The following is a 23,500-nucleotide window of genomic DNA, read 5'->3' as shown; positions in this document are numbered from 1 at the left end:
CAGTCCACCGCGCGGGCCTGTATACAACGTCGCTGCAACGGCCTTTCCGGTTCTCGGAACGCTCTAGATCATAAATTCCTGACACAATAAAGGGGCCTCAGGCGGCGCCGTTCTCGCCCGGATTTCCGGCGAACAGACCGTCCCGCAGGCAGGAGACGAGTTGGTCGCGCTTTTCGGCGAGCCCCTTGTAGTTCACCTGTGCCTCGGTGAGCGTCTCCAGCTGCCCGGCCAGCCTTTCGGCAAGCTCGGCGCCGGCCGGGTGGGTGGCGAAGGCGCGGATGGGATCGAGATAGATGCGGATCGTGAAGACGATGTCGCCGGAGACCGGGAGCTTGCGCAGCGTCTGCCGCTCGACCCTGACGATCGCCCTGTCCGCCGCCACCGCCGTCGACGAAGGTTCGACGGGAAGCTTCGCCGTTTGCGGATGGAAAAGGGCGTGACGCCAGTTGATCGACCAGTTGAACCTCTCGGCCGGCTGGTCGGGATGGAGACTGTCGAAGATGCGGTTGACGAGCGTGGCATTGCGCGTTCCGGCCGCAAAGCCGGGAACGGCCGCGTGGACCTCCTCCATCGGCCGGCCGAACTTCTCCTTCAGCGACCATGAGGAAGGGAAGGAGAGATGGGCGGCGGCGATCTGCCAGCCGTCCTCGCGCCGGCGCATCAGGACCAGATCGTCCTGGACCAGGAATCCCGCCCGCAGGAGTGGCGGCATCGCCGCGTCGGAAAGGTCGACCGTATGGCCTGCGACGTGCATCACATTGCCGGAACGGCGATAAATCTCTCCATGTTCCCGCGGCAGGTAGTCGGAGAGAAGGTTGAGACATTCCTGCTGGCCGGCGCGGGTGTCTGGCGCGTCCATGAAGATGTCATCGGCGTAGAGCCCGAAGAGGCGCCGTTTCTCGGCAAGCTCGCCTGCGAGCTGCTCGTCCGGCTCGATCCAGCGGCGGAGTTCGAGCGGGCGCAGGCCGATAGTGAAGGGCGCCGACGAGCCGTCATAGGGAGTGCGGGGCGGCCTGGCGGATGTCGTGGTGGTTACCTCCATGGCCGCCGCTCCCTCAGGATTTCAGGATTTCGAAACCGGGCGCCGCCGTCGTCAGCAGCGTTTCGGTGACCTCGCAATCGGCGATGCCGTTGACCACGAAGGGATCGGTCGCGGCAAAGGCCTCGATTTCGGCGCGGTTGCCGTTGGCAAGAATGACGCCGCCGGTCCGCGGCACCTTGCGCCCGGAGGCGAGAAACCAGCCGCGCTCGTAGCCTTGCTGGAGCCAGGCGAGATGCTGGTCCATGAAGCGGTCTGCTTCTTCGAGGCTTTTCTTGTAGGTGAGGGAGAGTATCAGCATTCAGATGTCGCTTTCGATCAGTTCGGCCCGGATCAGGCCGCGCAGGGAATTGCCGACGAAGAACGGCTGGTCCTTGAGATCTTGCGGCCGCAATACCGAGCTGCGGGCCTTGCGCTCGCGGATCAGTTCCGCCCGGAGGATGCCCGGCAGCAGCCCGCTCGACAGCGGCGGCGTGATGAATTGCCCGCCGATATCCTCGACGAAGACATTGGCGATCGTGCCTTCGCAGACCTCGCCACGCTCGTTGAGCAGAAGTACCTCGTCTGCTTCTTCGGGCGTGAATTCTGCTCTCGCGGCCTCGTAGGGTTCCCGGCGCGTCGTTTTGTGGCGGAAAAGGGCATCCTCGGAATCCATTCTGGTCCTGGCGATACGCACCTTCCACACAGTGTCGGGCGCCTGCGGCTCGAACGGCGTTGCCGTCACTTCGACCTGTCCGCGGAAGTTCATGGTGAGCCGGACGCGCAGCGGCGCGTCTCCCGTCTTCAGGGCCTTGAGCTTGGCTTCGGCATTCTGCGGCTGGCGAAATCCCAGCGCGTCGGCGGAGCGCGCCAGCCGCCGCAGGTGCTGGTCGAGCCGCCGAAAGCCTTCGCCCGGCTGCCACCGCATGGTTTCGATCAGCGAGAAATCCATTGGTCCCCTACCGCGAATCGCGCCTTCAGCAGGCACTCCTCGTATTCCGCCGCGGCGTTCGAATCAAAGACGATGCCGCCGCCGACATTGAAGACGGCCTCTCCGTTCTTGAAAAGCGAAAGCGTGCGGATGGCAACCGAAAAACGCATCGGCCCCGCCGGGTCGATATAGCCGATGGCGCCGCAATAGACGTCGCGCGGCCCGACTTCCAGGTCGTGCAGGATTTCCATGGCGCGCATCTTCGGCGCGCCGGTGATCGAGCCGCACGGAAAGAGCGCGGCGAAGATGTCGGCAATGGTGATGCCGGGCGAGAGCTTCGCGCGAACATGGCTCACCATCTGGTGCAGCGTCGGATAGGTCTCGATCTCGAAGAGCTTCGGCACCGAGAGCGTTCCGACCTCGCTGATGCGGGAAATGTCGTTGCGCAGCAGATCGACGATCATCCGGTTCTCGGCCTGGGTCTTCTCGTCGGCCAGCATGGCGGCGATGATCTCGTGGTCCTCGGCCGGCGTCTTCCCGCGGGCGGCTGTGCCCTTCATCGGATGGGTCTCGATGAAGCCGTCCTCGTCGACGGCGAAGAAGAGTTCCGGCGAGCGCGAGAGGATGACCGGCCCCTCGAGATCGACGAGCGCGCCGTAGCGTACCGGCTGGCGCTCGATCAGCGACCAGAAGGCTGCGAGCGGATCGCCGTCCCAGCGGGCGCGGATCGGCATCGTCAGGTTCGCCTGGTAGCAGTCGCCCTCACGCAGGTGCCGGTGCAGCCGGTCGAAGCGGCGCTGATAGGACGGAAAATCCCAGGCCGCGTGCGGCTCGGTGATGAAGGGCGCATTCTCCTTCCGCTGCCGGGGTGCCGCGAGAGGGTGATCGTTACCGGCCGGCGCATCGAAGACGCCGAAGCAGACGAGCGGCGTCTCGCGATTCTCGGCGGCGAGCGGCGCGAGCTTCTTCTCGAAGAGGTATCCCGCCTCGTAGGAGAAAAAGCCGGCGAGCCACTTTCCCGAGCGATGCGCTTCGTCGAGGCGCGTAAGTGCGGGGAAGAAGTGGTCGGCGTCATGGGCGACGATAACTTCCGATGGCGCGGCAAAGACCGTGCATTCGCCGCGCGTATCGTCGCGAAAGAGAACATAACGGCCGGCATCGGCCGGCGATGCGGCGGGCGTCGTCATGGAGTGTCGTCGAGCGCTTCCAGTTCGTCGATGAGGCTTTCGATCATCGACAGGCCCTTGGCCCAGAAGGACGGATCGGTGGCGTCAAGACCGAACGGCTTCAGGAGTTCGGAATGGTGCTGGGTGCCGCCGGCCTTCAGGAGCTCGAAATACTTGTCCTGGAAGCCCGCCTCCGCCTGCCGGTAGACGGCGTAGAGCGAATTCACCAGACAGTCGCCGAAGGCGTAGGCGTAGACGTAGAAGGGCGAATGGATGAAGTGCGGGATATAGGCCCACCAGGTCTCGTAGCCTTCCGAGATGCCGATCGCAGGTCCGAGGCTTTCCGCCTGCACCGACAGCCAGAGTTCGCCGATGGTCTCGGCCGTCAGCTCGCCCTCCTTGCGGGCGGTGTGCACCTTGCGTTCGAACTCGTAGAAGGCGATCTGGCGGACGACCGTGTTGATCATGTCCTCGACCTTCTGGGCCAGCATCGCCTTGCGCTCGCGCCGGTCCTTCGTCTGATCGAGAAGGGCGCGGAATGTCAGCATTTCCCCGAAGACGGAAGCCGTCTCGGCGAGCGTCAGCGGCGTCTGGCACATCAGCGCGCCCTGCGCCCCGGCCAGCACCTGGTGGACGCCGTGGCCGAGCTCGTGGGCGAGCGTCATGACGTCCCGCGGCTTGCCGAGATAGTTGACCAGAACGTAGGGGTGGGCCGAGGGCACCGTCGGATGGGCGAAGGCGCCCGGCGCCTTGCCGGGACGCGCCGGCGCATCGATCCAGCCGCCGTCGAAGAAACGTCCGGCGATCGCCGCCATTTCCGGCGCGAACCGGCCATAGGCGGAAAGCACGGTCTCCTTCGCCTCGTCCCAGGGGATGACGCGGTCGGAGCTTTCCGGAAGCGGGGCGTTGCGGTCCCAGAAGTTGAGCTTGTCCATGCCGAGCCACTTCGCCTTCATCGCGTAGTAGCGGTGCGAGAGCCGCGGGTAGGCGGCCTTGACCGCGCTTGCGAGCGCATCGACCACCTCCCGCTCGACGCGGTTGGAAAGATGGCGGCTGTCGGCGATGTCCTCGAACCCGCGCCAGCGGTCGGAGATATCCTTGTCCTTGGCGAGCGTGTTCGTCACCAGAACGAAGATGCGGATGTTCTCCTTGAAGGTCGCCGAAAGCGCGAGCGCCGCTACCCTGCGGCGTTCCGGATCGGCATCCTGCAGAAGGTTCAGCGTCGCTTCGAGCGGCAGCGCCTCGCCGTCGATGGTGAAGCGGAGGCTTGCCAGTGTCTCGTCGAAGAGCCGGTTGAAGGCGCCGGCGCCTGTCATCGACTTTTCGAGGAAGAGCTGTTCGATCCGGTCCTCGAGCTGGAAAGGCTTGTCCTTGCGAAGGTCGACGATCCACGGCCGGTAGTGTCCGGCGGCCGGGTCACGGTCCATGCAGGCGTTCATGACTGCATCGTCGATACGGTTGAGTTCGAGCGTGAAGAAGAGGAGATGCGCGGAAAGGTCGGTCAGCTTTGCCTGAACGTCGCCGAAGAACTTGCCGTTCGCGGTGTTCGTCATGTCCGAATAGTAGGTGAGGCCGGCATAGGAGGCGAGGCGGCCCAACAGGTCGTCGAGCGCCTCGTACTCGCCGAGCGCCGCACCGATCCCCTGTTCGCCGGTGGCGCCGGCTGCGTCTGCGAGCTTGCCCTTCCATTTCGCCTCGAAGGCGAGCGTGTCCTTCTCCGCCTTTTCGAGGTCGCGCGTGAATTCAGCGGATGTCGGCGACGGATAGAGGTCTTCGAGCTTCCAGACCGGCAGCGCTCCGAGTGCGGGCGCGCTCTCGGCGGCCACGGCAGGTTCGGCGGCGAGCACGATGGCGGGGTTCCGGTGTGGGCGCATGGGGCAGTCCTTCCGTTTCAAAGGCGATTGGCGGTCAGGTTTAGAGCAGTCGGCGTCCGATGAAAACCGTACATCGCGACGGAAATTTTCCCGCATAAGGCACGCGCCGGACCTGATTTCGCGGGGAGGACTGTGCAAAAACGCGATTCGCTAAAATGCGAATGTTTTCGAAAACCGGATTTTCAAGCCTCTCCGGCAGCCTCGGGGCTCGAAGGTTCACTCACGCATGATGCGTCGGAATGATTCCGGGGAGCTCGAAAAGTGACTGCACACATTCTCGTTATTGACGACGACCCGCAAGAGCGTCGCTCGCTGAAGGCCGTAATCGAAAGCCGCGGCCATGCCGTGCACGTGGCCGAAAGCGATCAGGCGGGGCTCGAAGTGTTCAGGAAGATGCGCGGCGAGATCGATGCCGTCCTGCTCGACCTCAAGTCGGGAGAGGGAAACCGCCTTTCGGTGCTCTCCTTCCTCGACCGCCTGCGGGCCGACGTACCGGTCATCGTCCAGACGGCCGAAAGCGGCACCGATCTGGCGGTGGAGGCGATGCGTGCCGGTGCGTTCGACTTCGTCGTCAAGCCGACCTCGCTCGAACGAATCGCGACCGCCGTATCCAACGCCCTGAAACTGCATGAGAGCGATGGCTCCGGGCGTCCGCTCAAGCGCGGACGTTCTGCCTCGGTCTCCTTCAGCGACATCATCGCAGCGAGCGCCGGCATGGCCCGCGTGCTCGAACTCGGGCGTCGTGCGGTCCAGTCGCACCTCCCGATCATGGTCGAGGGCGAGGCAGGCGTCGGCAAGGAGATGCTCGCTCGCGCCATCCATTCCGCCAGCGAAAGGTCCGGCCGGCCGTTCGTCGCCGTCAACTGTGCGGCGATCCCGCACGCGACCATCGAAGCCGTGCTGTTCGGGCGTCCCGAGCAGGACGGCGTCGACGAGGGTCTCATCGGAAAGTTCAAGGAAGCCGACGGCGGCACCCTGTTCATCGAGGAGATCGGCGACCTTCCGCTGCACACCCAGGCAAAGCTTCTGGAAGCCGTTCAGAAAGGCGAGATCATCGCCGCCGGCAGCCACAATCCCCATAAGGTCGACGTCCGGATCATCGCCTCGACCAGCAAGGACCTCATCGAGGAGGTCAAGGCGAACCGCTTCCGCGAGGATCTCTACTACCGCCTCAGCGTCTTTCCGATCACCGTCCCGGCGCTGCGCCGCCGGAAGGAGGACATCGTCCACCTGGCACGCGCGTTTGCCGAACGGTTTTCCGCCGAGCAGCGTCTCCAGCGGCCGCTCGGCATCGGCTCGGGGGCGCTCGCGCTGCTGACCGCCTATGACTGGCCGGGCAATGTCCGGCAGCTCGAAAACGCCGTGTTCCGCGCAGTGGTTCTCGCCGAGGGCGATGAACTGACCGAGCGGGATTTCCCGCAGGTCGCCGCGCAGCTTCCGGGCCGCGGCGGGCCGCTTACGACCGTTGCGTCCCGCACCCCCGCCGGCGCGGTGGACGAACTCGCGAGCAAGACCGCAGGCACCCCGTTGGTGGCCGAATCAGGGCATTCCTCGACCGTGGCGGCGCCTGCCCCGTTCGCAAATGTGGCGGCGAGCGCGAACGTGATCGTCAGTACGGACGAGAGCGGCAATGTGCGAAAGCTCGCCGAGGTCGAGGAGGAACTGATTCGTTTCGCGCTCAAATTCTACCGCGGACAGATGAGCCAGGTGGCGCGAAAGCTCGGAATCGGGCGCTCGACGCTCTACCGCAAGCTCAAGGATTATGGAATCGATCCGGACAATCCGCAGAAGGATGCAGCTTGAGCAAGGTCAATGCAGGTCCGTTAACGCTCGGGTAAATATATTCCGTTACCAGCAGTAAATCACTTGTTAGGCAAGCGTTCACTATATATGGATTGAGTGCAAATCTGTGGCAGTTTTGCCATGGTGTTACCGCATTTGGCATTCATCTGATTAGCGTGGGACGCAGTCTTTCGGACGGGGATTGAATTGCAGATTACGGATGCAACGATCGCGCCTTGCGGCTGTGCCGGGCGCAACGGAAAAGCTGCAAACGCGATTTCTGCTGTCAGGCATCTCATCCTGACCTTCGTGTTCGTCGCTCTTTCGCTTGCCGCCTTCGTCGGTTCGGCCTCCGAGGCCGCGGCGGAGACCCGCACGTTGAAGATTCATTTCGTCCATACCGGCGAGAAGGCGTCCATCACCTTCAAGCGCAACGGCCGCTACGATGCGAGCGGCCTGAAGCAGCTCAATTACATTCTCCGCGACTGGCGCCGCAACGAGCCGACGAAGATGAACCCGCGTCTCTTCGACCTCGTCTGGCAGGTCTATCGGCAGGCGGGCGCCAGCGGCTACATCAACGTCGTGTCCGGCTATCGCTCGCCCGAGACGAACTCGATGCTGCGCAAGCGCTCCAAGGGTGTCGCCAAGGAAAGCCAGCACATGCGCGGCACGGCGATGGACTTCTATATCCCGGGCGTTTCGCTGAAGACGCTGCGCGAGGTCGGCATGAAAATGCAGGCAGGCGGTGTCGGCTATTATCCGAATTCCGGCTCTCCCTTCGTCCACATGGACGTCGCGGGGGTCCGCTCATGGCCGCGCATGTCGCGCAACGAGCTCGTCCGGCTCTTCCCGAACGGCAAGACGCTGCACATTCCGAGCGACGGCCGGCCGCTGCCCGGCTACCAGCAGGCGATGGCCGAGTACAAGCAGCGGCTCGGTTCCAATGATATCATCGTTGCCGACAACAAGACGCCGGGCAAGCGCAAGAACCTTCTCGCCTTCCTGTTCGGAACCGGCGACGAGGACGAGGAAGAAGACGTCGTCGTCCCGAGCGAGCGCCCGGCCACCCGGCAGCAGCCCGTCCTGACGAATTCCGAGCCGGTGATGATGGCCTCGGCCGCACCGCCTCCGGGCGTGGAAACCGCCGCTGCGCCCGTCGTCGAGGCCGCGCCCGCCGAGGCAGCACCGACGACGTCGGTCGACAACGCTCCGGTGCCGCTGTCGCGTCCCTCGCTCCGGCCGCAGACCGGCGATACCAGCCTTGCCGTCGCGCTCTATTCTCCTGCCCGCAATCCGGCTGAAGAGGCGCTGTCACAGGTGGCTTCCGCCACGCCGCAGGGCAGCGAAAACTTCGCCGATCTCGAGACTTACAAGATCCCGGTTCCGACCCTTCTCGGCCAGCGCGGCATGAAGGGCGACGCCGAGGGCGAGATCATGACCGCGTCGGTCGATCCCGCCCAAGCCGGCGAACAGGCGGCAGACTTTGCCGTTCCCGTTCCGATCGGCCGTCCGGCCGTCGCCGAGGCTCTGCTCGCACAGGCCGACGGCCAGGAGGAGGCGGAAGCCGACGAGGTCGAACAGGCGATCCTGTCGCCTGAAGCTGCCGCGGCGCTCGAGGAAAGCCGTCGGGCCGATGCGGCTGCCGCGGAGACGAAGGAAGCGCCGGTCGAGGTCGCCGCCCTTCATCCGCAGGCCGAGCCGTCGTCCCAGGCCGTCGATTTCGGCGACGTCTTCGACGCTCCGGCGGCGAAGAAGCCGGCGACGTCGGGCATCGAGGCCGGCCTGCCGGCCAAGGGCGGGCGTCCGAGCCGCGCCGATGCCGAGGCCGCGCGCGTCGCGATGACCGGCGGCACGGCACTCACCCAGACCATGCTGTCGCAATGGGCGATCAGCCAGAACAAGTTCGAAACCGTGGCGAAGCCGGTCAAGGCGCCGCGGGTCGTCAGCCGCGCGCTGAGCGCCGAGCCGGCGAAGATCTACCCGGTCGGCTTCAAGGGCGATGCCCAGCCGGTTGATTCCGGCCGCTTCGGTCCGGTGACGCCCTGACGGACCCAAAAGGTTTGGCAGCGATGTGAACCAACGAAAAACCCGCCGGTATCGCCGGCGGGTTTTCTCGTTGATGGTCCGTGAGACTTGCGTTTACTGCGCGTCCGGCGGGCTTTCGATCATGCCGAGCGCGTGCAGGTAGGTGTCGAGGATCAGATCCTCTTCCATCCGCTCCTGCTCGTCCTTCTTGCGCAGCGCGATGACCTTCTTCAGGATCTTGGTATCGAAGCCCATGCCCTTGGCTTCGCCGTAGACATCCTTGATGTCGTCGGCGATGGTCTTCTTTTCTTCTTCCAGCCGCTCGATCCTTTCGACAAAGGCGCGAAGCTGGTCGCGGGCGACGCCGTGGGCATCAGACATGAAGTTCTCCTGTATCTCTGGAAACGAATTCGGATGGGTGCTGACCTGCCGCGAAGTGCGGCCCGCGTCAAGACCGGTTCGACGCCTGTGCCCTCATTCCTTCGGTCTGTTGCGCTCGAACGCGGCCTTCTGTTCCTCGCTCGCCTCGCTCTGGTGAAGCGCTTTCCATTCCTCGTAGGGCATGCCGTAGACGTGTTCGCGGGCCTCGTCCTTGGAAAGGTCGGCGCCCGCCTCGCGCGCCGCGTCGTGATACCAGTTGGCGAGGCAGTTGCGGCAGAAGCCGGCAAAGTTCATGAGGTCGATGTTCTGGACATCGGTGCGCTTGCGCAGGTGGGCGACGAGCCGGCGGAAGGCTGCGGCCTCGAAATCCCTCTGCTGTTCGGGTGTGAGATCCGTCATGGTTTGCCTCCTCCTCAGGTTTCGTAGGCACCGGTGCGCGAGGCGAAGCGCCGGTAGGCATGCAACGCCGGATCGGCGTTGAGGGCGGCGAAGATCGGCGCCAGCCGGTCGGCCCAGGCGTCGATGCCGGCGTCTCCCGCGATCAGGTCCTGGCGCACCTCGAGCAGCGCATGGGGTATGCCCTTCGTCATGCAGTGGCGGTACATCGTATCGCCCTTCAGCGCGCCGTCGTAGGGCTCGTTGTCGCCAATCACAAGATCGCCGTCGGCCCGTAGACCGGCAAGAAGCGGGCGTACCGCACGGTCGTCGGTGTCCCACAGGACGGCGGCATGCCAGGGGCGGGGAACGCCCTTCCAGGCCGGCGTGAAAGAATGCAGCGAGAGCACCAGCGGCGCCCTGCCGGAGCTTTCGGCAACCGCGGAGATCGTCTCGGAGACGGCGCGGTGATACGGCCGGTGAAACCGCTCGATGCGGCCCTGCCATTCATCGGCGGTGATCGGATGGTTGCCCGGAATGATCGCGCCGTCGGAGATCTTCATGACGAGCGTCGGGTCCTCCTCGCCGCGGTTGGGATCGATCAGCAGACGAGAGAAGCAACTGAGCACGGCGGGCACGCCGAGTCGCTCCGCAAGGCGGCGGGTCAAGCCTTCGATCCCGATGTCGTAGGCGATGTGGCGGCAGAAGGCTTCCTCGGGCAGGCCGAGCCGGCCGTACTCTTCGGGCAGCCGGTTCATCGCGTGGTCGGCAAGCAGCACCATGCCGCTGTCATAGTGGCCGGGTATGATTTCGAATGCAGAGAAGTCTTGCATGGGTGAGGGGGTGCCCGTTTGGCTTTGCGGTTTGATGACATGGGGGAAAGCGGAGCGCAAGCTTTCCCATGCGTCACGTTTGTGCCAAGATCGCGGTCGATGCTTCAGGTCTGAAATTTAATCGATTAGACTTAAGTTGACATTCCCGCCTCGTCATCGCAAGAAAGCAACCGATGCACCAGAATGGAGTTCGATCGGAAATCGTGCCGAACCGAAATTCGACCAAGAGCGCGCGCGGAAACGTGCGTAATATGAAGTGCCTGATCATTGCCGGAGCCTTGCTTGCTCCCCTGGTGACGGCTGGTGCAGCACATGCCGAATTCAGGGTCTGCAACGGTACGCAGAACCTGGTCGGTGTCGCCATCGGATACCGCGCCGCGGAGGGGTGGATCACGGAGGGCTGGTGGCAAGTGCCGGCCACGACGTGTGCGACCCTGATCGAGGGCGAGCTGCAGTCACGTTATTATTATCTCTATGCTGAAGACGCCGCACGCGGCGGCCGCTGGGCCGGCGACATCAAGATGTGCGTCGCCGAGAACGAGTTCAAGATCGTCGGTGTACAGGATTGCTACGCGCGCGGCTATCAGCAGATGGGCTTCAAGGAATATGACACCGGCCGCCAGGGCAGCTGGATGGTCCAGCTTTCCGATACGCCCGGCACGCAAGAAAGCCAGAATTGATGAAGCGTAACCGCAAGGTCAAGATCCTCGCCACCCTCGGCCCCGCATCCTCCGAAGAATCCATGATCCGAAAGCTGCACGAGGCGGGTGCAGATCTCTTCCGCATCAACATGAGCCATGCCAGCCATGACGTGATGCGCACGCTGATCGCGCGCATCCGCAGCGTCGAGGCGGCCTGCGGGCGGCCGATCGGCATTCTCGCCGACCTGCAGGGGCCGAAGCTCCGCGTCGGCAAGTTCGCGGCGACCACGGTCGAGCTCGTTCCGGGCCAGACCTTCACGCTCGACAATCACGACGAGCCCGGCGACAACACCCGTGTCTACCTGCCGCATCCGGAAATCCTCGAGGCCGTAAAGCCCGGCCACCGGCTCTTGATCGACGACGGCAAGCTGCATCTGCGTGCGGAAAAATGTGACGGCAAGAGCATCGTCACGACGGTCGTCTCCGGCACCAAGATTTCCGACCGCAAGGGCGTGAGCCTGCCCGACACGTTGCTCGGCGTCGGCGCGCTCACCGACAAGGACCGTGCCGACCTCGACGCGGTGCTTGCGACCGGCGAAGTGGACTGGGTCGCGCTTTCCTTCATCCAGCGTCCGGAAGACCTCGCGGACGTCCGCAAGGTGGCGCGCGGCCGCGTCGGCCTGATGTCCAAGATCGAGAAGCCCCAGGCGATCGAGCGCATCGACGAGATCATCGAGCTCTCCGACGCGCTGATGGTGGCGCGTGGCGACCTCGGCGTCGAGATGCCGCTCGAAGCGGTTCCGGGCCTGCAGAAGCAGCTGATCCGCGCCTGCCGCAAGGCCGGCAAGCCGGTCGTCGTCGCGACCCAGATGCTGGAATCGATGATCTCCGCGCCGGTGCCGACCCGCGCGGAAGTCTCCGACGTCGCCACTGCCGTCTTCGAAGGTGCGGACGCGATCATGCTTTCGGCCGAATCGGCGTCCGGCCAGTATCCGGTGGAAGCGGTCTCGACCATGGCGTCGATCGCCTTCACCGTGGAGCGCGAGCCGCACTATCCGGGCATCATTTATGCACAGCGCGCCCAGCCGGAAGCGACCGGGGCGGATGCCATCTCGCTTGCCGCCCGGCAGATCGCCGAGACGCTGAAGCTCTCGACCATCGTCTGCTACACCTCCTCCGGCACGACCGGCCTGCGCGCCTCGCGCGAGCGCCCGGAAGTGCCGATCATTGCGCTGTCGCCGGTCATCCAGACGGCACGCCGTCTCTCGGTGGTGTGGGGCCTGCATTGCGTCGTTTCGGAAGAGCCGACCGACCTCGACGACATGGTCAACCGCGCCTGCCGCATCGTCGTGCAGGAAGGCTTCGGCAAGCCCGGCGACCGGGTCATCATCTCCGCCGGTGTTCCGCTCGGCACGCCGGGCTCCACGAACATGCTGCGGATCGCCTATATCGGCTCGGATGGCCTGAGCGGCGTCTGAGCCTTACTCTCGTCTTCAAAATGAAATCGCCGCTTCTGCGGCGATTTTTTTATGTCCGGAGGGGGCGCGGACCGGTCAGGTGCGGCTGCCGGCGAGCTTCTCCGAGAGCTTCGTCACCAGGTCCTGTGCCTCGCGGTCGGCAGGGTAGATCTCGAGGTAACGTTCCCACGCCTTCAGCGACATTTCCTCCCGGCCGCGCTCCGCGAGGATCGCCGCCATGCCGGCGAGCGCACCGAAGTGACGTGGCTCGATCGCCAGCACATGTTCGATGTCGGACATCGCCTTGCCGTAGTCGTTCATCGTGTAATGTAGCGTGGCGCGCTGGTTCCATGCGCCGGCGAAATCCGGTCTCAGCGTGATCGCCTGGTCGAGGAAGTCGAGCGCGGCAGGATTGCGCCTCTCCTTGATCGCCTCGGCCGCCCACTGCATCAGGAGGTCGACGGTCGGGCTGCCGGAGGTGTTCCAGTGGGTGGTGATCTCTGCGGCGATTTCGCTTGCCGCTTCCGGGTCGCGTTCTCTCTTCAGGTCCGTCAGAAGGGCCTGGACGTCCTTGACCGATTCGTCGCCGAGCGTCTGCGCCTCGGTCGCCGCGTTCTCCGTGGAGGTGGGGCCGGCGTCCTGGGAGAGGGCGGGATCGCAGGTTACAAGGAGGCCCGCGATCATGAGCGTGCAACGAAAATAGCGCATGCGGTTATGATAGACCGCCTGCGCTATGTTTCAAACTCAAAATCAAGAGAGGGCGCGGCTGTCGCTTCTCTCCATTCGCTCCGGAAAAATCCGGCCGATGGCGTGCGACGGCGGCGCGTCCCGCAGATCAGCCCTGGCGGGCCTTGAAGCGCGGGTTCTGCTTGTTGATGATGTAAACGCGACCCTTGCGGCGAACCAGACGGTTATCGCGATGACGGGCCTTGAGCGCTTTCAGCGAATTCTTGATCTTCATTTTCCTGATCCGCAACGGTTGCCGGGGAACTTTCGATTCGCCCGTTGTCTTCAACAATCAAAAGCGCGCCGCGGGGCGCGCTCCTTTAGGGTTGGTCGCCAATAGCCCGACAAAGCCCTTCGTGTCAACCGGTTGGACCGGTTTTCCAGCGCTCTGCGCCGGATTTTCCTGCCTTATCAGCGGCGTCCTGCCGTGAGCTCGGTGACGTGTCCCATCTTCCGGCCGGGACGCGACTCGGTCTTGCCGTAGAGATGGACGAGGACGTTGGGGCGCGAAAGCCAGTCGGGCACCTTGCCGATGTCGTCGCCGATGAGGTTGGTCATCACGCAGTCGGAATGGCGGCGGGGATCGCCGAGCGGCAACGAGGCGATCGCCCGGATATGCTGCTCGAACTGCGAGACGACGCAGGCCGCCTCGGTCCAGTGGCCGGAATTGTGCACCCGGGGCGCGATCTCGTTGGCGACGAGGCTGCCGTCCGGCAGGACGAAGAATTCGATCCCGACCACGCCGACATAGTTCAGCGCGTCGAGGAGCTTCTTCGCCGCGTCGCGGGCGGCCTCTGCCGTCGCGTCCGTGATGCGGGCAGGCAGCGTCGATGTGTCGAGAATGCCGTCGCGGTGGACGTTCTCCGCCGGATCGTGGCAGGCGACGGCACCGTCGGTCCCGCGGGCGGCGATGATCGAGATTTCACGCTCGAAAGGAACGAAGCTCTCGAGGATCAGCGGCACGCCGCCCAGCGCCTCGAAGGCGCCGGCCGGGCTTTCGTCCGCCGAGCGGAAGACACGCTGGCCCTTGCCGTCATAGCCGAGGCGGCGAGTCTTCAGGACACCGCATCCGCCGAAATCGGCAAGCGCCGCCTCGAGTTGCGCCTGGTCGTCGACGGCATGGAAACGCGCGGTCGGAATGCCGCAGCCGTTGAGGAACCGCTTTTCCGCCAACCGGTCCTGCGCCACTTCGAGCGCCTTCGGCGGCGGATAGACCGGAACGTTGCGGGCGAGCATCTCGGCTGCCTCGACCGGAACGTTCTCGAATTCGTAGGTGACGATGTCGCAATCGGCGGCAAGCTCGGCAAGCGCCACCGGATCGGCATAGGCGGCCGTGATCTGGCGGTTCGCCAGCTGCGCGGCCGGACAATCGGCCTGCGGTTCGAGAATGATCGTGCGGAAATTCAGGCGGGAGGCGGCGATCGCGAGCATGCGGCCGAGCTGGCCGCCGCCGATGATGCCGATGGTGCGGGCGCTCATGCTTCGTCCATGGGGTATTCGGCGACGGTGGCGGTCTGGCGTTCCCGCCACTCGTCGAGCCGGTCTGCGAGGTCCTCGTCGGAGAGTGCCAGAACGGCGGCGGCGAGCAGCGCGGCATTCACCGCGCCGGCCTTGCCGATCGCGAGCGTGCCGACCGGAATGCCCGCTGGCATCTGGACGATCGACAAGAGGCTGTCCTGACCGGAAAGCGCCCGCGACTGCACCGGAACGCCGAAGACGGGCAGCGGCGTCATCGCCGCGGTCATGCCGGGCAGATGGGCGGCGCCGCCGGCACCGGCGATGATCACCTTGAAGCCTTCGTCACGCGCGCCCTTCGAGAAGGCGACCAGCCGGTCCGGCGTTCGATGGGCGGAGATGATGCGGGCCTCGTAGCTGACGCCGAGCGCGTCCAGCGTGTCAGCGGCATTCTTCATGGTTTCCCAGTCGGACTGGCTTCCCATGATGATGGCGACGGGAGGGCGCTCCTCGGTCATCGTCGTGGCCCTTTCTCTCAGGCGATGATATCGGGAATGATCTGGTCTTCGAGCTTGCTCATCCGGTCCTTGATCACAAGCTTCTTCTTCTTCATGCGCTGGATGCGCAGGACGTCGCATCCGGTCGTCGTCATCGCGTTGATCGCGACGTCGTAATCCTCGTGCTCCTGGCGGAGTCTTGCCAGCTGAAGCCTGATGTCCGCCTGTTCCTGATCGGGCATGTTCGTGTCCCCATGTCGTCTTCGCATCTTTGTCGAATGCGCCGAAGATTCGCGCAAGCTCCTATCACCAAATGCGGGTAACGGGAAGTTATCCTTGATCCCGAATTTGCGGCGAGAAGTCGCTGCTTTGGCCTTCGACAAAACACATTCTTCATGTCACACTACTGTCGTAATGCCTGAGGCCCCAGCGGTGGATGGCTGGAGGCAGGCGAAAGGAAGGACGCATCAAATGACCATTCAGGCTCATCTTGAATCGCTCGAGAAGAAGCACGTAGCCCTTGAAGAAAGGCTTCACACTGCTCTTACATCTCCCTCCGTCGATGACAAGGAAATCGCAGAAATCAAGCGCCACAAGCTGCGCATCAAGGACCAGATCGAACGTCTGAGGTCGTCCACCCGACACTGACATCTTCTCGTTCCCGCCGGGCGGGCCGTCGGACCCGCCCCGGCTGAGAGACAATCTTCCGATCATCCTTATAGGCCCCGGAAACCAAAGCGGTTTTCGGGGCTTTTCGTTGCCAGAGGTATTGCCGGGAGGCGACACACGCGGGGGGAGGGCAAGCGTCTGCGAAGGACAGGGACCGGGATCTCAGATCCAGAACTGGTCAAGCCAGAGGTTCATCCGGTTGAAGCCCGGCGTGTTCACCGAGTAGATGCGCTTCGTGCCGGAGGTGGTGACGGTCACGAGGTTGCAGTCGAGGAGCGCCTTGAGGTGCTGGGAAACGGCCGGCCGGCTGATCGGCAGGCCCTTGGCAAGATCGTTGACGGTCCTGGGGGCCCGGCGAAGCTCCTCCAGGAGATGGCGCCGGTTCGGGTCGGCAATCGCTGCAAAGGGATCCGAGTTCGACATCGCCTCAGCCTACGGCAAGCGGAGCCGTCCGGCAAGACGCGATGTGCAGTGCAGCAAGCCCTCCGGTGCGCCGCCGGCCTAGAACTGGAGGCCGTCCCAGATGAGTTTCGCCGCGGCGACGAGCACCATCCCGTACATCAGCGGATAGAAGACCGCGGGTTTCAGGTAGCGGACGAGGCGCGCGCCGACCAGGGTCGAGACGAGCGCGACCGGCAGCAGGCTGGCCGAGATGGTGAGATTGGCGCTGTCGAGGCTGCCGAGCGCGAAATAGGGGATGACCTTGATCGCGTTGACGATGGCAAAGAAGCGCGTGCTGGTGCCGGTATAGGTCAGCGGGTCGAGTTTCAGGGGCAGCACATAGATCTGGAAGGGCGGACCTCCGGCATGGGCGACGAAGCTCGCATAGCCGGAAAGACTGCCCCAGACGGTGCCGGCGACGGGGCGTTCGGGGGCGGCCGGCCGCTCCTCGTGCCGTCTCGGACCGAAGGTCTCGACGAAGTAGCGGACGGCGAAGAGAAGTGCGATGCCTCCGAGGATGAGCCGCATGGCGTTTGCCGAGACATAGGCGGACGTCGCCCAGGCGACAGCGATGCCGAGGATCGCGCCCGGCAGCATGGCGAGGAGCGTCGTACGATTGTTGTGCTTGCGCCAGGCCCAGAGCGCCACGGCATCCATGACGAGCAGGATAGGCAGGAAGATCGCCGCCGCCTGCAGCGGCGGCACGACCAGCGCCATCAACGGGACGCCGATCAGGGCGAGCGCGCCGCCGAGACCTCCCTTCGAAAGGCCGACGAGAGCGACGGCCGGTATCGCGGCGGCGAAGAACTGTATGTCGGGCAGCATTTGTTTCCATTGATCCTTGGACGAGACCGGTCTATCGGATTCACTTGAACAAAACGAGGTTGGAATCCTGCGGCCCCGCAGATTTCGCCAAAAATGGATTGACCGATGACCGGACCTGAAGACCGCTGCCGCCTTGTGCTGATCGTGCCCGACATTGCCGATGCGGAGGAAAAGGCCCGCATCGTCGGTGACGCGCTGAGGGGCGGAGACGTCGCCTCGGTCATCGTGCCGCAATACGATCTCGACGACACCGCCTTCCAGAAGCACGCGGAGAAGCTGGTGCCCGTCATCCAGGCGGCGGGTGCTGCAGCACTCATCGTCGACAACAGCCGCGTCGCCGGACGCGTGAAGGCCGACGGCCTGCATATCACCGGCAATGCGGCCGCGCTCGCCGAGGCGGTGGAGAAACATGCGCCGAAGCTGATCGTCGGCGGCGGCAACGCGATGGACCGCCATCATGCGCTCGAAATCGGCGAGGTCCAGCCGGACTACATCTTCTTCGGCCGGCTCGACGGCGACATCAAGCCGGAGGCGCATTCCAAGAACCTTGCGCTCGGCGAGTGGTGGGCGGCCATGGTGGAAATCCCGGCCCTGGTGATGGGCGGCAACGATCCCGCCTCGGCGCTCGCGGTCGCCGAAACCGGCGTCGAATTCGTGGCGCTCGGCAAGGCGGTCTTTGCCGACCCGGTGCAGGCCGCGAGCGTGGTTGCATCGGTCAACGCCGTTCTTGACGAAAAAGCGCCACGGTTTGAAGATTGAACCTCGTCATGCGGTTCATTCGACATTCTCTCGGCATCCTGATCTCGTCGGTCTCCATTGCGCTCTGGAGCGGTTATGCCGCGCCCGTCCGGGCGCAGGGCAAGGATGAGGCGCTCACCCGCCCGCTGCCGGCGGACGCGGGCAAGCTGGAGCGTGGCGACCGTCCGACCTCCGGCAAAGGGACAGCCCAGGGCGAAACCGAATCGTCATCGAAGGGGCTCACCCTTTTCGAACGCATGGGAGCGCCGCTTCCCGATCTGCCGCCCGAGCCCGAATACAAGGGACCTGTCGACGAGGCCTACGGCGCCTTCCAGCGCGGGCTCTATCTCACTGCGATCGACAAGGCGCTGCCGCGCGCGCAGCTCGGCGATCCGGCGGCGCAGACGCTGATCGCCGAGATGACCTCGCGCGGCTTCGGGGTGAAGCGCGACGAGAAGGCCGCAGCCTTCTGGTATGGGCAGGCGGCGGCGGGCGGCGATCCGGCGGCGATGTTCAAGTATGCGCTTCTCCTCATGGAGGGACGCGATGTCCCGCGCGACAAAGCCAAGGCCGACGAATACATGCGCAAGGCCGCGGAGGCCGGCAACGCCTCCGCGCAGTTCAACTGGGCACAGACGCTCGTCTCCGACAATCCGGGTGACAAGGGCCTGAAGCTTGCGCTGCCCTTCTACGAGAAATCTGCCGAGCAGGGGATCGCCGACGCGCAGTACGCTGTCGCGCAGGTCTATAACGCGCTCAAGGATCTTCCAGAGGAGAAGAAGTCGAAGGCCCGCTACTGGCTGCAAAGGGCCGCGCGCGCCGGCTTCGACACCGCCCAGCTCGACATGGGAATCTGGCTGGTGAACGGCATCGGCGGCGAGCGGAACTACGACGAAGGCTTCACTTGGCTGGGCATCGCCGCCAGACACGGCAACGTCGTCGCGCAGAACCGTCTTGCACATCTCTACGTCAATGCGCTCGGCACGCGCCCCGATCCCGTCGAGGCGGCGAAGTGGTACGTCCTTTCGCGCCGCGCGGGGCTCAAGGACCCGGCGCTCGAGGACTTCTATCTCGGACTGACCGACGAACAGCAGAAGAAGGCGATCGAAGCCGCGAACAACTTCCGCCGCGGCTGAACGCCCCGTCCGGCCGACTCGGAAACCCGATATTTCAGCTGGCGGCCGCGGCGGCGGAATGCCATGTTCCGAATCGAACGGGCAGGTCGCCGGTGCCAGGGGGCGGGATGGACGAGATCGAACTCTATCAGCGGCTTGGACTGGCGATCGCGATCGGGGCGGCCGTCGGCGTCGAGCGCCACTGGCGCGCGAAGGACGAGCCCGAAGGCGCCCGGTCCGCCGGCATCCGCACCTTCACGATGATCGGTATGACCGGCGGCGTCGCCGGCCTCGTGGAAAAGTACCTTCCTTCCGGGGGCGCGGGATCGGGGCTCGCCGTCATCGGCTTCCTCGTCGCCATGACGCTGGTGGTCGCCGTTTTCGAGTTGCGCGAGGCGATCGCCTCCAAAACCTTCAGTGTGACCTCCGTTGTCGCCGCCATGCTCACCTTCGGCCTCGGCGTCGTGGCCGTGCTCGGCGACATGACGCTCGCCTCGGCCGGTGGCGTCGCGCTGCTTGCGATCCTCGCGGCCAGGCAGTTTCTCCACGAGGCGATCCAGCGCCTGCAATGGGTGGAATTGCGCTCCGCCGTCATCCTGCTCGCCATGACCTTCGTGCTTCTGCCGGTCATCCCCAAAGAGCCGGTCGGCCCCTTCGGCGGCGTCTCTCCGGCGAGCCTCGTGCTGGTCGCCATCACGCTCGCCTCCATCTCCTTCGCCGGCTATGTCGCCGTCCGCATCCTCGGGCCGTCGCGGGGCGACCTGCTCGCCGGTGCGGTCGGCGGGCTCGTCTCCTCGACCGGCACCACCATCGCCTTCGCCCGGCGGGCGGCGGAGGGAGAGACGAGCCGCACGCTTGCCGCCGGGGTGATCGCGGCGGGTGCGGTGTCGCTCGCCCGCACCGCCTTTCTCGTCGGAACGCTCGCACCGTCGCTGCTGCCTTCGCTCCTGCCGCCGCTCGGCGTCGGCGGCGCCGTGATGACGGTTTACGCGCTCGTGCTTGCCGCGCGCGTTCCGTCAGGGGACGGCGCACGGATGCCACAGAACCCTTTCGAACTCTCGGCGGTCGCCAAGATGGCAGTCCTCCTCGTCGCCGTCGCCTTCCTCGCGCGCGCCGCCGCCACTTATTTCGGTGCGACCGGCCTCATCCTCGCGGCGGGTCTGACGGGGCTCGCCGATATCGACGCCACGACGGTTGCCGTCGCCGGGATGCTTCCGACGCTCGACCGGGAAACAGCCGTCGAGGCGATCGGCGTCGCCGTGCTCGCCAACATCGCAGCCAAGGCGGTCTATGCCTCGGCGCTTGCCGGCGGCGCCTTCAGCCGCCATCTCTGGACAGCCTCGATCCTCGCCTCGCTCGCCGCTTCGGCCGTCCTCCTCGCGCCATTGGCATCCTGAAGGCCGCCGCTTGACCGCGATGGTGGCCCAAAGCCCCTTGAATTCCGGCGATTTTTGTGGTCTTGAACCGGCTCCGCGATCCTTCAGGCGCTGCCGCTCACCGAAGCCGCGCGCCTCGCCGCAAATTTCAAGGAAAAACACCGAAATGGCCCGTTCAGCTCTTCTCAATGTCATGGTTCAGGCCGCGCTCAAGGCCGGCAAGTCGCTGGCGCGCGATTTCGGCGAGGTCCAGAACCTGCAGGTCTCCGTCAAGGGGCCCGGTGACTTCGTCTCTCAGGCCGATTTCCGTGCGGAGAAGATCGTCAAGGAAGAGCTCATGAAGGCGCGTCCGACCTACGGCTTCCTCGGCGAGGAAGGCGAGGAGATCATCGGCACCGACGGCTCCCACCGCTGGCTCGTCGATCCGCTGGACGGCACCACCAACTTCCTCCACGGCATTCCGCAGTTCGCCGTCTCGATCGCGCTCGAACGCAATGGCGAGGTCGTCGCCGGCGTCGTCTTCAATCCGGCGACTGACGAGCTCTTCACCGCCGAGCGCGGCGGCGGCGCTTTCCTCAACGACCGCCGCATCCGGGTCGCGGCCCGCAAGACGCTCTCCGACTGCGTCATCGGCTGCGGCATCCCGCACCTCGGCAAGTCGAATCACGGCAAGTTCCTGCTGGAGCTGCGCCACGTGATGGGCGAAGTCTCGGGCGTGCGCCGCATCGGAGCGGCCGCCCTCGACCTTGCCTATGTCGCGGCGGGCCGCTTCGACGGTTTCTGGGAAACCCACCTCAACGCCTGGGACATCGCGGCCGGCCTCATCCTCATCCGCGAGGCGGGCGGTTTCAGCAGCGATACCGACGGCGGCACCGACATGCTGACGACCGGCACCGTCGTCGCCGGCAACGAGTACATCCAGAAGGCGCTCCTCGAGGTCATCGGCCGTCCGGTGCCGAAAGCCTGACACCGTGTCGCCGGCTGTGGTCGGCGGGCGCTTTCCCCTTCAATTCGTCTCAATTTTCCACTAGCCTCCCGCAGCACGATCCCGGGAGGCTGAGGACAATATGGTGAAAGTGAAGCTGGCGGACCTGGAAGTGGCCGAGACGGGGACTGGGAACTACGAGCACAAGCTCTCGAGCCCGATGCCCTTCTTCACCACCATGCTGATCTTCCTGATCATCGTGGGCTTCATCACCGCTATTCTCTACCGGCAGGCCCATGCGGCCTTCGTCACCAATCCTGGGCTGAACGGGCTCATCCTCGGCGTTCTCGCCGTGGGGGTCATCCTCGTCTTCAATCATGTCCTGGCGCTGCGGCCGGAAGTGCGCTGGTTCAATTCCTTCCTCGCCGCCGGCAGCGCCGACAAGGTCGGGCGTGAGCCGCGCCTGCTTGCGCCGGTGCGTTCGCTGATCGGCAGCCGGCGCGACCTTGCGATCTCGACGGCCTCGCTGCGCTCCATCCTCGATTCGATCGCCACGCGGCTCGACGAGTCGCGGGACACGTCCCGCTACCTGATCGGGCTCCTCGTCTTCCTCGGCCTGCTCGGCACCTTCTGGGGCCTGCTCGGCACCATCAGCTCGATCACCGCGGTCATCCAGTCTCTCGACCCGACGTCCGGCGACAGCGCCGACGTCCTGCAAGCGCTGAAGAACGGGCTCACCGGGCCGCTGAGCGGCATGGGCACGGCGTTTTCGTCCTCGCTGCTCGGGCTTTCCGGTTCGCTCATCCTCGGCTTCCTCGACCTGCAGGCGGGGCGCGCGCAGAACCGTTTCTACACCGAGCTCGAGAACTGGCTCTCCTCGGTGACGGATGTCGGCTCCGACCTCATGATCGCCGAAACGCCGGCCGTCTCCTCCGACGACATGAAACGGCTGATCGGTCAGATGCACAAGCTGATGACCCAGCAGGCCGGCGCCAGCAACGAGCGGTCCGTCGCCGCCGTCGCAAACCTCGCCGAGGGCATCCAGGGCCTCGTGAAGAACATGCGCAACGAGCAGCAGATGCTGCGCGATTGGATCGAACAGCAGCAGGAAGACGCCCGCGCCATGCGCAAGGTCCTCGAGCGCTTGAACGACAAGATGGGCGGGGACGAGTAACCGATGGCCCTTGCGCGCAACCGCCGCCGGGAACGCGGCGTCGACTACTGGCCGGGCTTCGTCGATGCGCTCTCGACGCTGCTTCTCGCCATCATGTTCCTGCTTACCGTCTTCGTGCTGGCGCAGTTCATCCTGAGTCGTGAGATTTCCGGCAAGGACGAGGTGCTCAACCGGCTGAACAGCCAGATTGCCGAGCTCACCGAACTGCTGGCGCTCGAAAAGAGCGGCAAGCAGGATCTCGAAGACACGCTCGCGACCCTCCAGTCGTCGCTCGCCACGTCCGAGAGCGAGCGCAGCCGCCTGCAGCAGCTTCTCGCGAGCGGCGCCGGTTCGGCGGAGGCCGCCAACAGCCGCATCGGCACGCTCAACCAGCAACTCGATCAGGAGAAGGAAGTCAGCGCCCGGGCGCTGAGCCAGGTGGAACTGCTGAACCAGCAGATCGCCGCGCTTCGGGCGCAGATCGCCGCCGTCGAACAGGCGCTGCAGGCCTCCGAGGCCAAGGACCAGACGTCGCAGGCGAAGATTGCCGATCTCGGGCGCCGCCTCAACGTCGCTCTCGCCCAGCGCGTGCAGGAGCTCAATCGCTATCGGTCCGACTTTTTCGGCCGGCTGCGCGAAATTCTCTCCGACCGCGAGAACATCCGCATCGTCGGCGACCGCTTCGTCTTCCAGTCGGAGGTGCTCTTCCCGTCCGGCAGCAGCAACCTCAACCCCGAAGGCGAAGTCGAGATGGCGAAGCTCGCGGCCGCGCTCATCGATCTCGCCAAGGAAATCCCGGCGGAGATCAATTGGGTGCTGCGCGTCGACGGCCATACCGACAACGTGCCGCTGCTCGGCACCGGCCGCTATGCCGACAACTGGGAGCTTTCTTCGGCGCGCGCCATCGCCGTCGTCAAATTCCTGATCTCCCGCGGCGTGCCGGCCAACCGGCTGGTCGCTGCCGGCTTCGGCGAATTCCAGCCGATCGCCGAGGGCGACAGCCCCGACGCACGCTCCCAGAACCGGCGCATCGAGCTGAAGCTCACCGAGCGATAAGCCGCTTGCCTCCACGGGGGCGGGGTTGTCAAACCTTTACG

Annotated in this window: 26 protein-coding genes; 11 read left to right on the top strand and 15 right to left on the bottom strand. The window is 65.1% G+C overall.

Going from position 1 to position 23,500, the window contains the following annotated elements:
• Positions 1–97: 97 nt before the first annotated feature.
• Genes ACM6UT_RS02210 through ACM6UT_RS02190 form a run of 5 tightly spaced genes read right to left on the bottom strand, consistent with a single transcriptional unit; the run spans position 98 to position 4,989 of the window.
• Complete coding sequence (locus ACM6UT_RS02210) at positions 98–1,042, bottom strand: heme-dependent oxidative N-demethylase family protein (RefSeq protein WP_416795732.1); 945 nt, start codon at positions 1,040–1,042, stop codon at positions 98–100.
• A 13-nt stretch (positions 1,043–1,055) separates the two neighbouring features.
• Positions 1,056–1,340: a YciI family protein gene (locus ACM6UT_RS02205; RefSeq protein WP_416795731.1), complete on the bottom strand. Its 285-nt coding sequence runs from the start codon at positions 1,338–1,340 to the stop codon at positions 1,056–1,058.
• Entirely contained in the window at positions 1,341–1,970 is a 630-nt protein-coding gene (locus ACM6UT_RS02200) for an aminotransferase class IV family protein (RefSeq protein ID WP_416795730.1), read from the bottom strand.
• The gene (locus tag ACM6UT_RS02195) at positions 1,955–3,136 is read right to left on the bottom strand and encodes an aminodeoxychorismate synthase component I (protein WP_416795729.1); all 1,182 of its coding nucleotides are present in this window, start codon (positions 3,134–3,136) and stop codon (positions 1,955–1,957) included. The genes ACM6UT_RS02200 and ACM6UT_RS02195 overlap by 16 nt, the downstream gene beginning before the upstream one ends.
• A complete protein-coding gene (locus ACM6UT_RS02190; RefSeq protein WP_416795728.1) occupies positions 3,133–4,989 on the bottom strand; it encodes a M3 family oligoendopeptidase in 1,857 nt (618 codons plus the stop codon). Before ACM6UT_RS02190 ends, ACM6UT_RS02195 begins: the two co-directional genes overlap by 4 nt.
• 261 nt (positions 4,990–5,250) lie before the next feature.
• On the opposite strand from ACM6UT_RS02190, the gene ACM6UT_RS02185 reads away from it, so the two are divergent.
• Positions 5,251–6,792 (top strand): sigma-54-dependent transcriptional regulator, encoded by a 1,542-nt coding sequence (locus ACM6UT_RS02185; protein ID WP_416795727.1) that lies wholly within the window; start codon positions 5,251–5,253, stop codon positions 6,790–6,792.
• Positions 6,793–6,978: 186 nt separating this feature from the next.
• Positions 6,979–8,817, top strand: coding sequence for a peptidoglycan L,D-endopeptidase MepK (locus ACM6UT_RS02180; protein ID WP_416795726.1), 1,839 nt, complete (start codon positions 6,979–6,981; stop codon positions 8,815–8,817).
• Positions 8,818–8,910: 93 nt separating this feature from the next.
• Here ACM6UT_RS02180 and ACM6UT_RS02175 read toward each other — a convergent pair whose 3' ends face one another.
• The 3 genes from ACM6UT_RS02175 to ACM6UT_RS02165 all read right to left on the bottom strand — a co-directional run bounded on the left by ACM6UT_RS02175 (position 8,911) and on the right by ACM6UT_RS02165 (position 10,385).
• Positions 8,911–9,177 (bottom strand): DUF2312 domain-containing protein, encoded by a 267-nt coding sequence (locus ACM6UT_RS02175; RefSeq protein ID WP_416795725.1) that lies wholly within the window; start codon positions 9,175–9,177, stop codon positions 8,911–8,913.
• Positions 9,178–9,270: 93 nt separating this feature from the next.
• Complete coding sequence (locus tag ACM6UT_RS02170) at positions 9,271–9,576, bottom strand: DUF1244 domain-containing protein (protein ID WP_416795724.1); 306 nt, start codon at positions 9,574–9,576, stop codon at positions 9,271–9,273.
• 14 nt (positions 9,577–9,590) lie between these two features.
• Complete coding sequence (locus ACM6UT_RS02165) at positions 9,591–10,385, bottom strand: N-formylglutamate amidohydrolase (protein ID WP_416795723.1); 795 nt, start codon at positions 10,383–10,385, stop codon at positions 9,591–9,593.
• A 251-nt stretch (positions 10,386–10,636) separates the two neighbouring features.
• Here ACM6UT_RS02165 and ACM6UT_RS02160 point away from each other — a divergent pair, with 251 nt between their 5' ends.
• Both ACM6UT_RS02160 and pyk read left to right on the top strand, forming a co-directional pair.
• A complete protein-coding gene (locus tag ACM6UT_RS02160) occupies positions 10,637–11,065 on the top strand; it encodes a DUF1036 domain-containing protein (RefSeq protein ID WP_416795722.1) in 429 nt (142 codons plus the stop codon).
• Entirely contained in the window at positions 11,065–12,504 is a 1,440-nt protein-coding gene (pyk, locus tag ACM6UT_RS02155; RefSeq protein ID WP_416795721.1) for a pyruvate kinase, read from the top strand. Before ACM6UT_RS02160 ends, pyk begins: the two co-directional genes overlap by 1 nt.
• A 75-nt stretch (positions 12,505–12,579) precedes the next feature.
• Here the strand turns inward: pyk and ACM6UT_RS02150 are convergent, their stop codons facing one another.
• From ACM6UT_RS02150 to ACM6UT_RS02130, 5 genes are all read right to left on the bottom strand, one after another.
• Positions 12,580–13,191: a tetratricopeptide repeat protein gene (locus tag ACM6UT_RS02150; RefSeq protein ID WP_416795720.1), complete on the bottom strand. Its 612-nt coding sequence runs from the start codon at positions 13,189–13,191 to the stop codon at positions 12,580–12,582.
• A gap of 127 nt (positions 13,192–13,318) precedes the next feature.
• Positions 13,319–13,444 carry a type B 50S ribosomal protein L36 gene (ykgO, locus tag ACM6UT_RS02145; RefSeq protein WP_003497670.1) on the bottom strand — a complete coding sequence of 42 codons (126 nt, stop codon included), beginning with the start codon at positions 13,442–13,444 and terminating at the stop codon, positions 13,319–13,321.
• Between the two features lie 176 nt (positions 13,445–13,620).
• Positions 13,621–14,688, bottom strand: a complete 1,068-nt coding sequence (locus ACM6UT_RS02140) for a 5-(carboxyamino)imidazole ribonucleotide synthase (RefSeq protein ID WP_416795719.1) — start codon at positions 14,686–14,688, stop codon at positions 13,621–13,623.
• Positions 14,685–15,182: a 5-(carboxyamino)imidazole ribonucleotide mutase gene (gene purE, locus ACM6UT_RS02135; protein ID WP_129332053.1), complete on the bottom strand. Its 498-nt coding sequence runs from the start codon at positions 15,180–15,182 to the stop codon at positions 14,685–14,687. Before purE ends, ACM6UT_RS02140 begins: the two co-directional genes overlap by 4 nt.
• 17 nt (positions 15,183–15,199) lie before the next feature.
• Entirely contained in the window at positions 15,200–15,403 is a 204-nt protein-coding gene (locus ACM6UT_RS02130; protein WP_416795718.1) for a YdcH family protein, read from the bottom strand.
• 229 nt (positions 15,404–15,632) lie between these two features.
• On the opposite strand from ACM6UT_RS02130, the gene ACM6UT_RS02125 reads away from it, so the two are divergent.
• Positions 15,633–15,809: a YdcH family protein gene (locus ACM6UT_RS02125; protein ID WP_416795717.1), complete on the top strand. Its 177-nt coding sequence runs from the start codon at positions 15,633–15,635 to the stop codon at positions 15,807–15,809.
• 183 nt (positions 15,810–15,992) lie between these two features.
• Here the strand turns inward: ACM6UT_RS02125 and ACM6UT_RS02120 are convergent, their stop codons facing one another.
• Positions 15,993–16,253 carry an ArsR/SmtB family transcription factor gene (locus ACM6UT_RS02120; protein ID WP_416795716.1) on the bottom strand — a complete coding sequence of 87 codons (261 nt, stop codon included), beginning with the start codon at positions 16,251–16,253 and terminating at the stop codon, positions 15,993–15,995.
• A gap of 78 nt (positions 16,254–16,331) precedes the next feature.
• Positions 16,332–17,096, bottom strand: a complete 765-nt coding sequence (locus ACM6UT_RS02115) for a sulfite exporter TauE/SafE family protein (protein ID WP_416795715.1) — start codon at positions 17,094–17,096, stop codon at positions 16,332–16,334.
• 105 nt (positions 17,097–17,201) lie between these two features.
• Between ACM6UT_RS02115 and ACM6UT_RS02110 the strand changes: the two genes are divergently transcribed.
• The 6 genes from ACM6UT_RS02110 to ACM6UT_RS02085 all read left to right on the top strand — a co-directional run bounded on the left by ACM6UT_RS02110 (position 17,202) and on the right by ACM6UT_RS02085 (position 23,459).
• On the top strand, positions 17,202–17,855 hold the full coding sequence (locus ACM6UT_RS02110; protein WP_416795714.1) for a thiamine phosphate synthase: 654 nt from the start codon (positions 17,202–17,204) through the stop codon (positions 17,853–17,855).
• An 8-nt stretch (positions 17,856–17,863) separates the two neighbouring features.
• Complete coding sequence (locus ACM6UT_RS02105; RefSeq protein ID WP_416795713.1) at positions 17,864–18,970, top strand: tetratricopeptide repeat protein; 1,107 nt, start codon at positions 17,864–17,866, stop codon at positions 18,968–18,970.
• Between the two features lie 107 nt (positions 18,971–19,077).
• The gene (locus ACM6UT_RS02100) at positions 19,078–20,346 is read left to right on the top strand and encodes an MgtC/SapB family protein (protein ID WP_416795712.1); all 1,269 of its coding nucleotides are present in this window, start codon (positions 19,078–19,080) and stop codon (positions 20,344–20,346) included.
• A 145-nt stretch (positions 20,347–20,491) separates the two neighbouring features.
• Positions 20,492–21,292 (top strand): inositol monophosphatase family protein, encoded by an 801-nt coding sequence (locus ACM6UT_RS02095; protein ID WP_416795711.1) that lies wholly within the window; start codon positions 20,492–20,494, stop codon positions 21,290–21,292.
• Positions 21,293–21,392: 100 nt separating this feature from the next.
• Positions 21,393–22,424: a flagellar motor protein MotA gene (locus ACM6UT_RS02090; RefSeq protein ID WP_416795710.1), complete on the top strand. Its 1,032-nt coding sequence runs from the start codon at positions 21,393–21,395 to the stop codon at positions 22,422–22,424.
• A 3-nt stretch (positions 22,425–22,427) separates the two neighbouring features.
• Positions 22,428–23,459, top strand: a complete 1,032-nt coding sequence (locus tag ACM6UT_RS02085; RefSeq protein WP_416795709.1) for a peptidoglycan -binding protein — start codon at positions 22,428–22,430, stop codon at positions 23,457–23,459.
• Positions 23,460–23,500 lie beyond the last annotated feature (41 nt).

The sequence above is a fragment of the Ciceribacter azotifigens genome (assembly GCF_048159625.1).
In the GTDB taxonomy this organism is placed as follows: Bacteria; Pseudomonadota; Alphaproteobacteria; order Rhizobiales; family Rhizobiaceae; genus Allorhizobium; species Allorhizobium azotifigens.
Note: the sequence above shows the minus strand (reverse complement) of the source record. Positions and strands in the feature narration are given on the sequence as shown.

What these genes read in the sequence shown, in the direction of transcription:
- ACM6UT_RS02210 (WP_416795732.1), bottom strand. Translation starts at nt 1,042, where the DNA reads ATGGAGGTAACCACCACGACATCCGCCAGGCCGCCCCGCACTCCCTAT.
- ACM6UT_RS02205 (WP_416795731.1), bottom strand. Translation starts at nt 1,340, where the DNA reads ATGCTGATACTCTCCCTCACCTACAAGAAAAGCCTCGAAGAAGCAGAC.
- ACM6UT_RS02200 (WP_416795730.1), bottom strand. Translation starts at nt 1,970, where the DNA reads ATGGATTTCTCGCTGATCGAAACCATGCGGTGGCAGCCGGGCGAAGGC.
- ACM6UT_RS02195 (WP_416795729.1), bottom strand. Translation starts at nt 3,136, where the DNA reads ATGACGACGCCCGCCGCATCGCCGGCCGATGCCGGCCGTTATGTTCTC.
- ACM6UT_RS02190 (WP_416795728.1), bottom strand. Translation starts at nt 4,989, where the DNA reads ATGCGCCCACACCGGAACCCCGCCATCGTGCTCGCCGCCGAACCTGCC.
- ACM6UT_RS02175 (WP_416795725.1), bottom strand. Translation starts at nt 9,177, where the DNA reads ATGTCTGATGCCCACGGCGTCGCCCGCGACCAGCTTCGCGCCTTTGTC.
- ACM6UT_RS02170 (WP_416795724.1), bottom strand. Translation starts at nt 9,576, where the DNA reads ATGACGGATCTCACACCCGAACAGCAGAGGGATTTCGAGGCCGCAGCC.
- ACM6UT_RS02165 (WP_416795723.1), bottom strand. Translation starts at nt 10,385, where the DNA reads ATGCAAGACTTCTCTGCATTCGAAATCATACCCGGCCACTATGACAGC.
- ACM6UT_RS02160 (WP_416795722.1), top strand. Translation starts at nt 10,637, where the DNA reads ATGAAGTGCCTGATCATTGCCGGAGCCTTGCTTGCTCCCCTGGTGACG.
- pyk (WP_416795721.1), top strand. Translation starts at nt 11,065, where the DNA reads ATGAAGCGTAACCGCAAGGTCAAGATCCTCGCCACCCTCGGCCCCGCA.
- ACM6UT_RS02150 (WP_416795720.1), bottom strand. Translation starts at nt 13,191, where the DNA reads ATGCGCTATTTTCGTTGCACGCTCATGATCGCGGGCCTCCTTGTAACC.
- ykgO (WP_003497670.1), bottom strand. Translation starts at nt 13,444, where the DNA reads ATGAAGATCAAGAATTCGCTGAAAGCGCTCAAGGCCCGTCATCGCGAT.
- ACM6UT_RS02140 (WP_416795719.1), bottom strand. Translation starts at nt 14,688, where the DNA reads ATGAGCGCCCGCACCATCGGCATCATCGGCGGCGGCCAGCTCGGCCGC.
- purE (WP_129332053.1), bottom strand. Translation starts at nt 15,182, where the DNA reads ATGACCGAGGAGCGCCCTCCCGTCGCCATCATCATGGGAAGCCAGTCC.
- ACM6UT_RS02130 (WP_416795718.1), bottom strand. Translation starts at nt 15,403, where the DNA reads ATGCCCGATCAGGAACAGGCGGACATCAGGCTTCAGCTGGCAAGACTC.
- ACM6UT_RS02125 (WP_416795717.1), top strand. Translation starts at nt 15,633, where the DNA reads ATGACCATTCAGGCTCATCTTGAATCGCTCGAGAAGAAGCACGTAGCC.
- ACM6UT_RS02120 (WP_416795716.1), bottom strand. Translation starts at nt 16,253, where the DNA reads ATGTCGAACTCGGATCCCTTTGCAGCGATTGCCGACCCGAACCGGCGC.
- ACM6UT_RS02115 (WP_416795715.1), bottom strand. Translation starts at nt 17,096, where the DNA reads ATGCTGCCCGACATACAGTTCTTCGCCGCCGCGATACCGGCCGTCGCT.
- ACM6UT_RS02110 (WP_416795714.1), top strand. Translation starts at nt 17,202, where the DNA reads ATGACCGGACCTGAAGACCGCTGCCGCCTTGTGCTGATCGTGCCCGAC.
- ACM6UT_RS02105 (WP_416795713.1), top strand. Translation starts at nt 17,864, where the DNA reads ATGCGGTTCATTCGACATTCTCTCGGCATCCTGATCTCGTCGGTCTCC.
- ACM6UT_RS02100 (WP_416795712.1), top strand. Translation starts at nt 19,078, where the DNA reads ATGGACGAGATCGAACTCTATCAGCGGCTTGGACTGGCGATCGCGATC.
- ACM6UT_RS02095 (WP_416795711.1), top strand. Translation starts at nt 20,492, where the DNA reads ATGGCCCGTTCAGCTCTTCTCAATGTCATGGTTCAGGCCGCGCTCAAG.
- ACM6UT_RS02090 (WP_416795710.1), top strand. Translation starts at nt 21,393, where the DNA reads ATGGTGAAAGTGAAGCTGGCGGACCTGGAAGTGGCCGAGACGGGGACT.
- ACM6UT_RS02085 (WP_416795709.1), top strand. Translation starts at nt 22,428, where the DNA reads ATGGCCCTTGCGCGCAACCGCCGCCGGGAACGCGGCGTCGACTACTGG.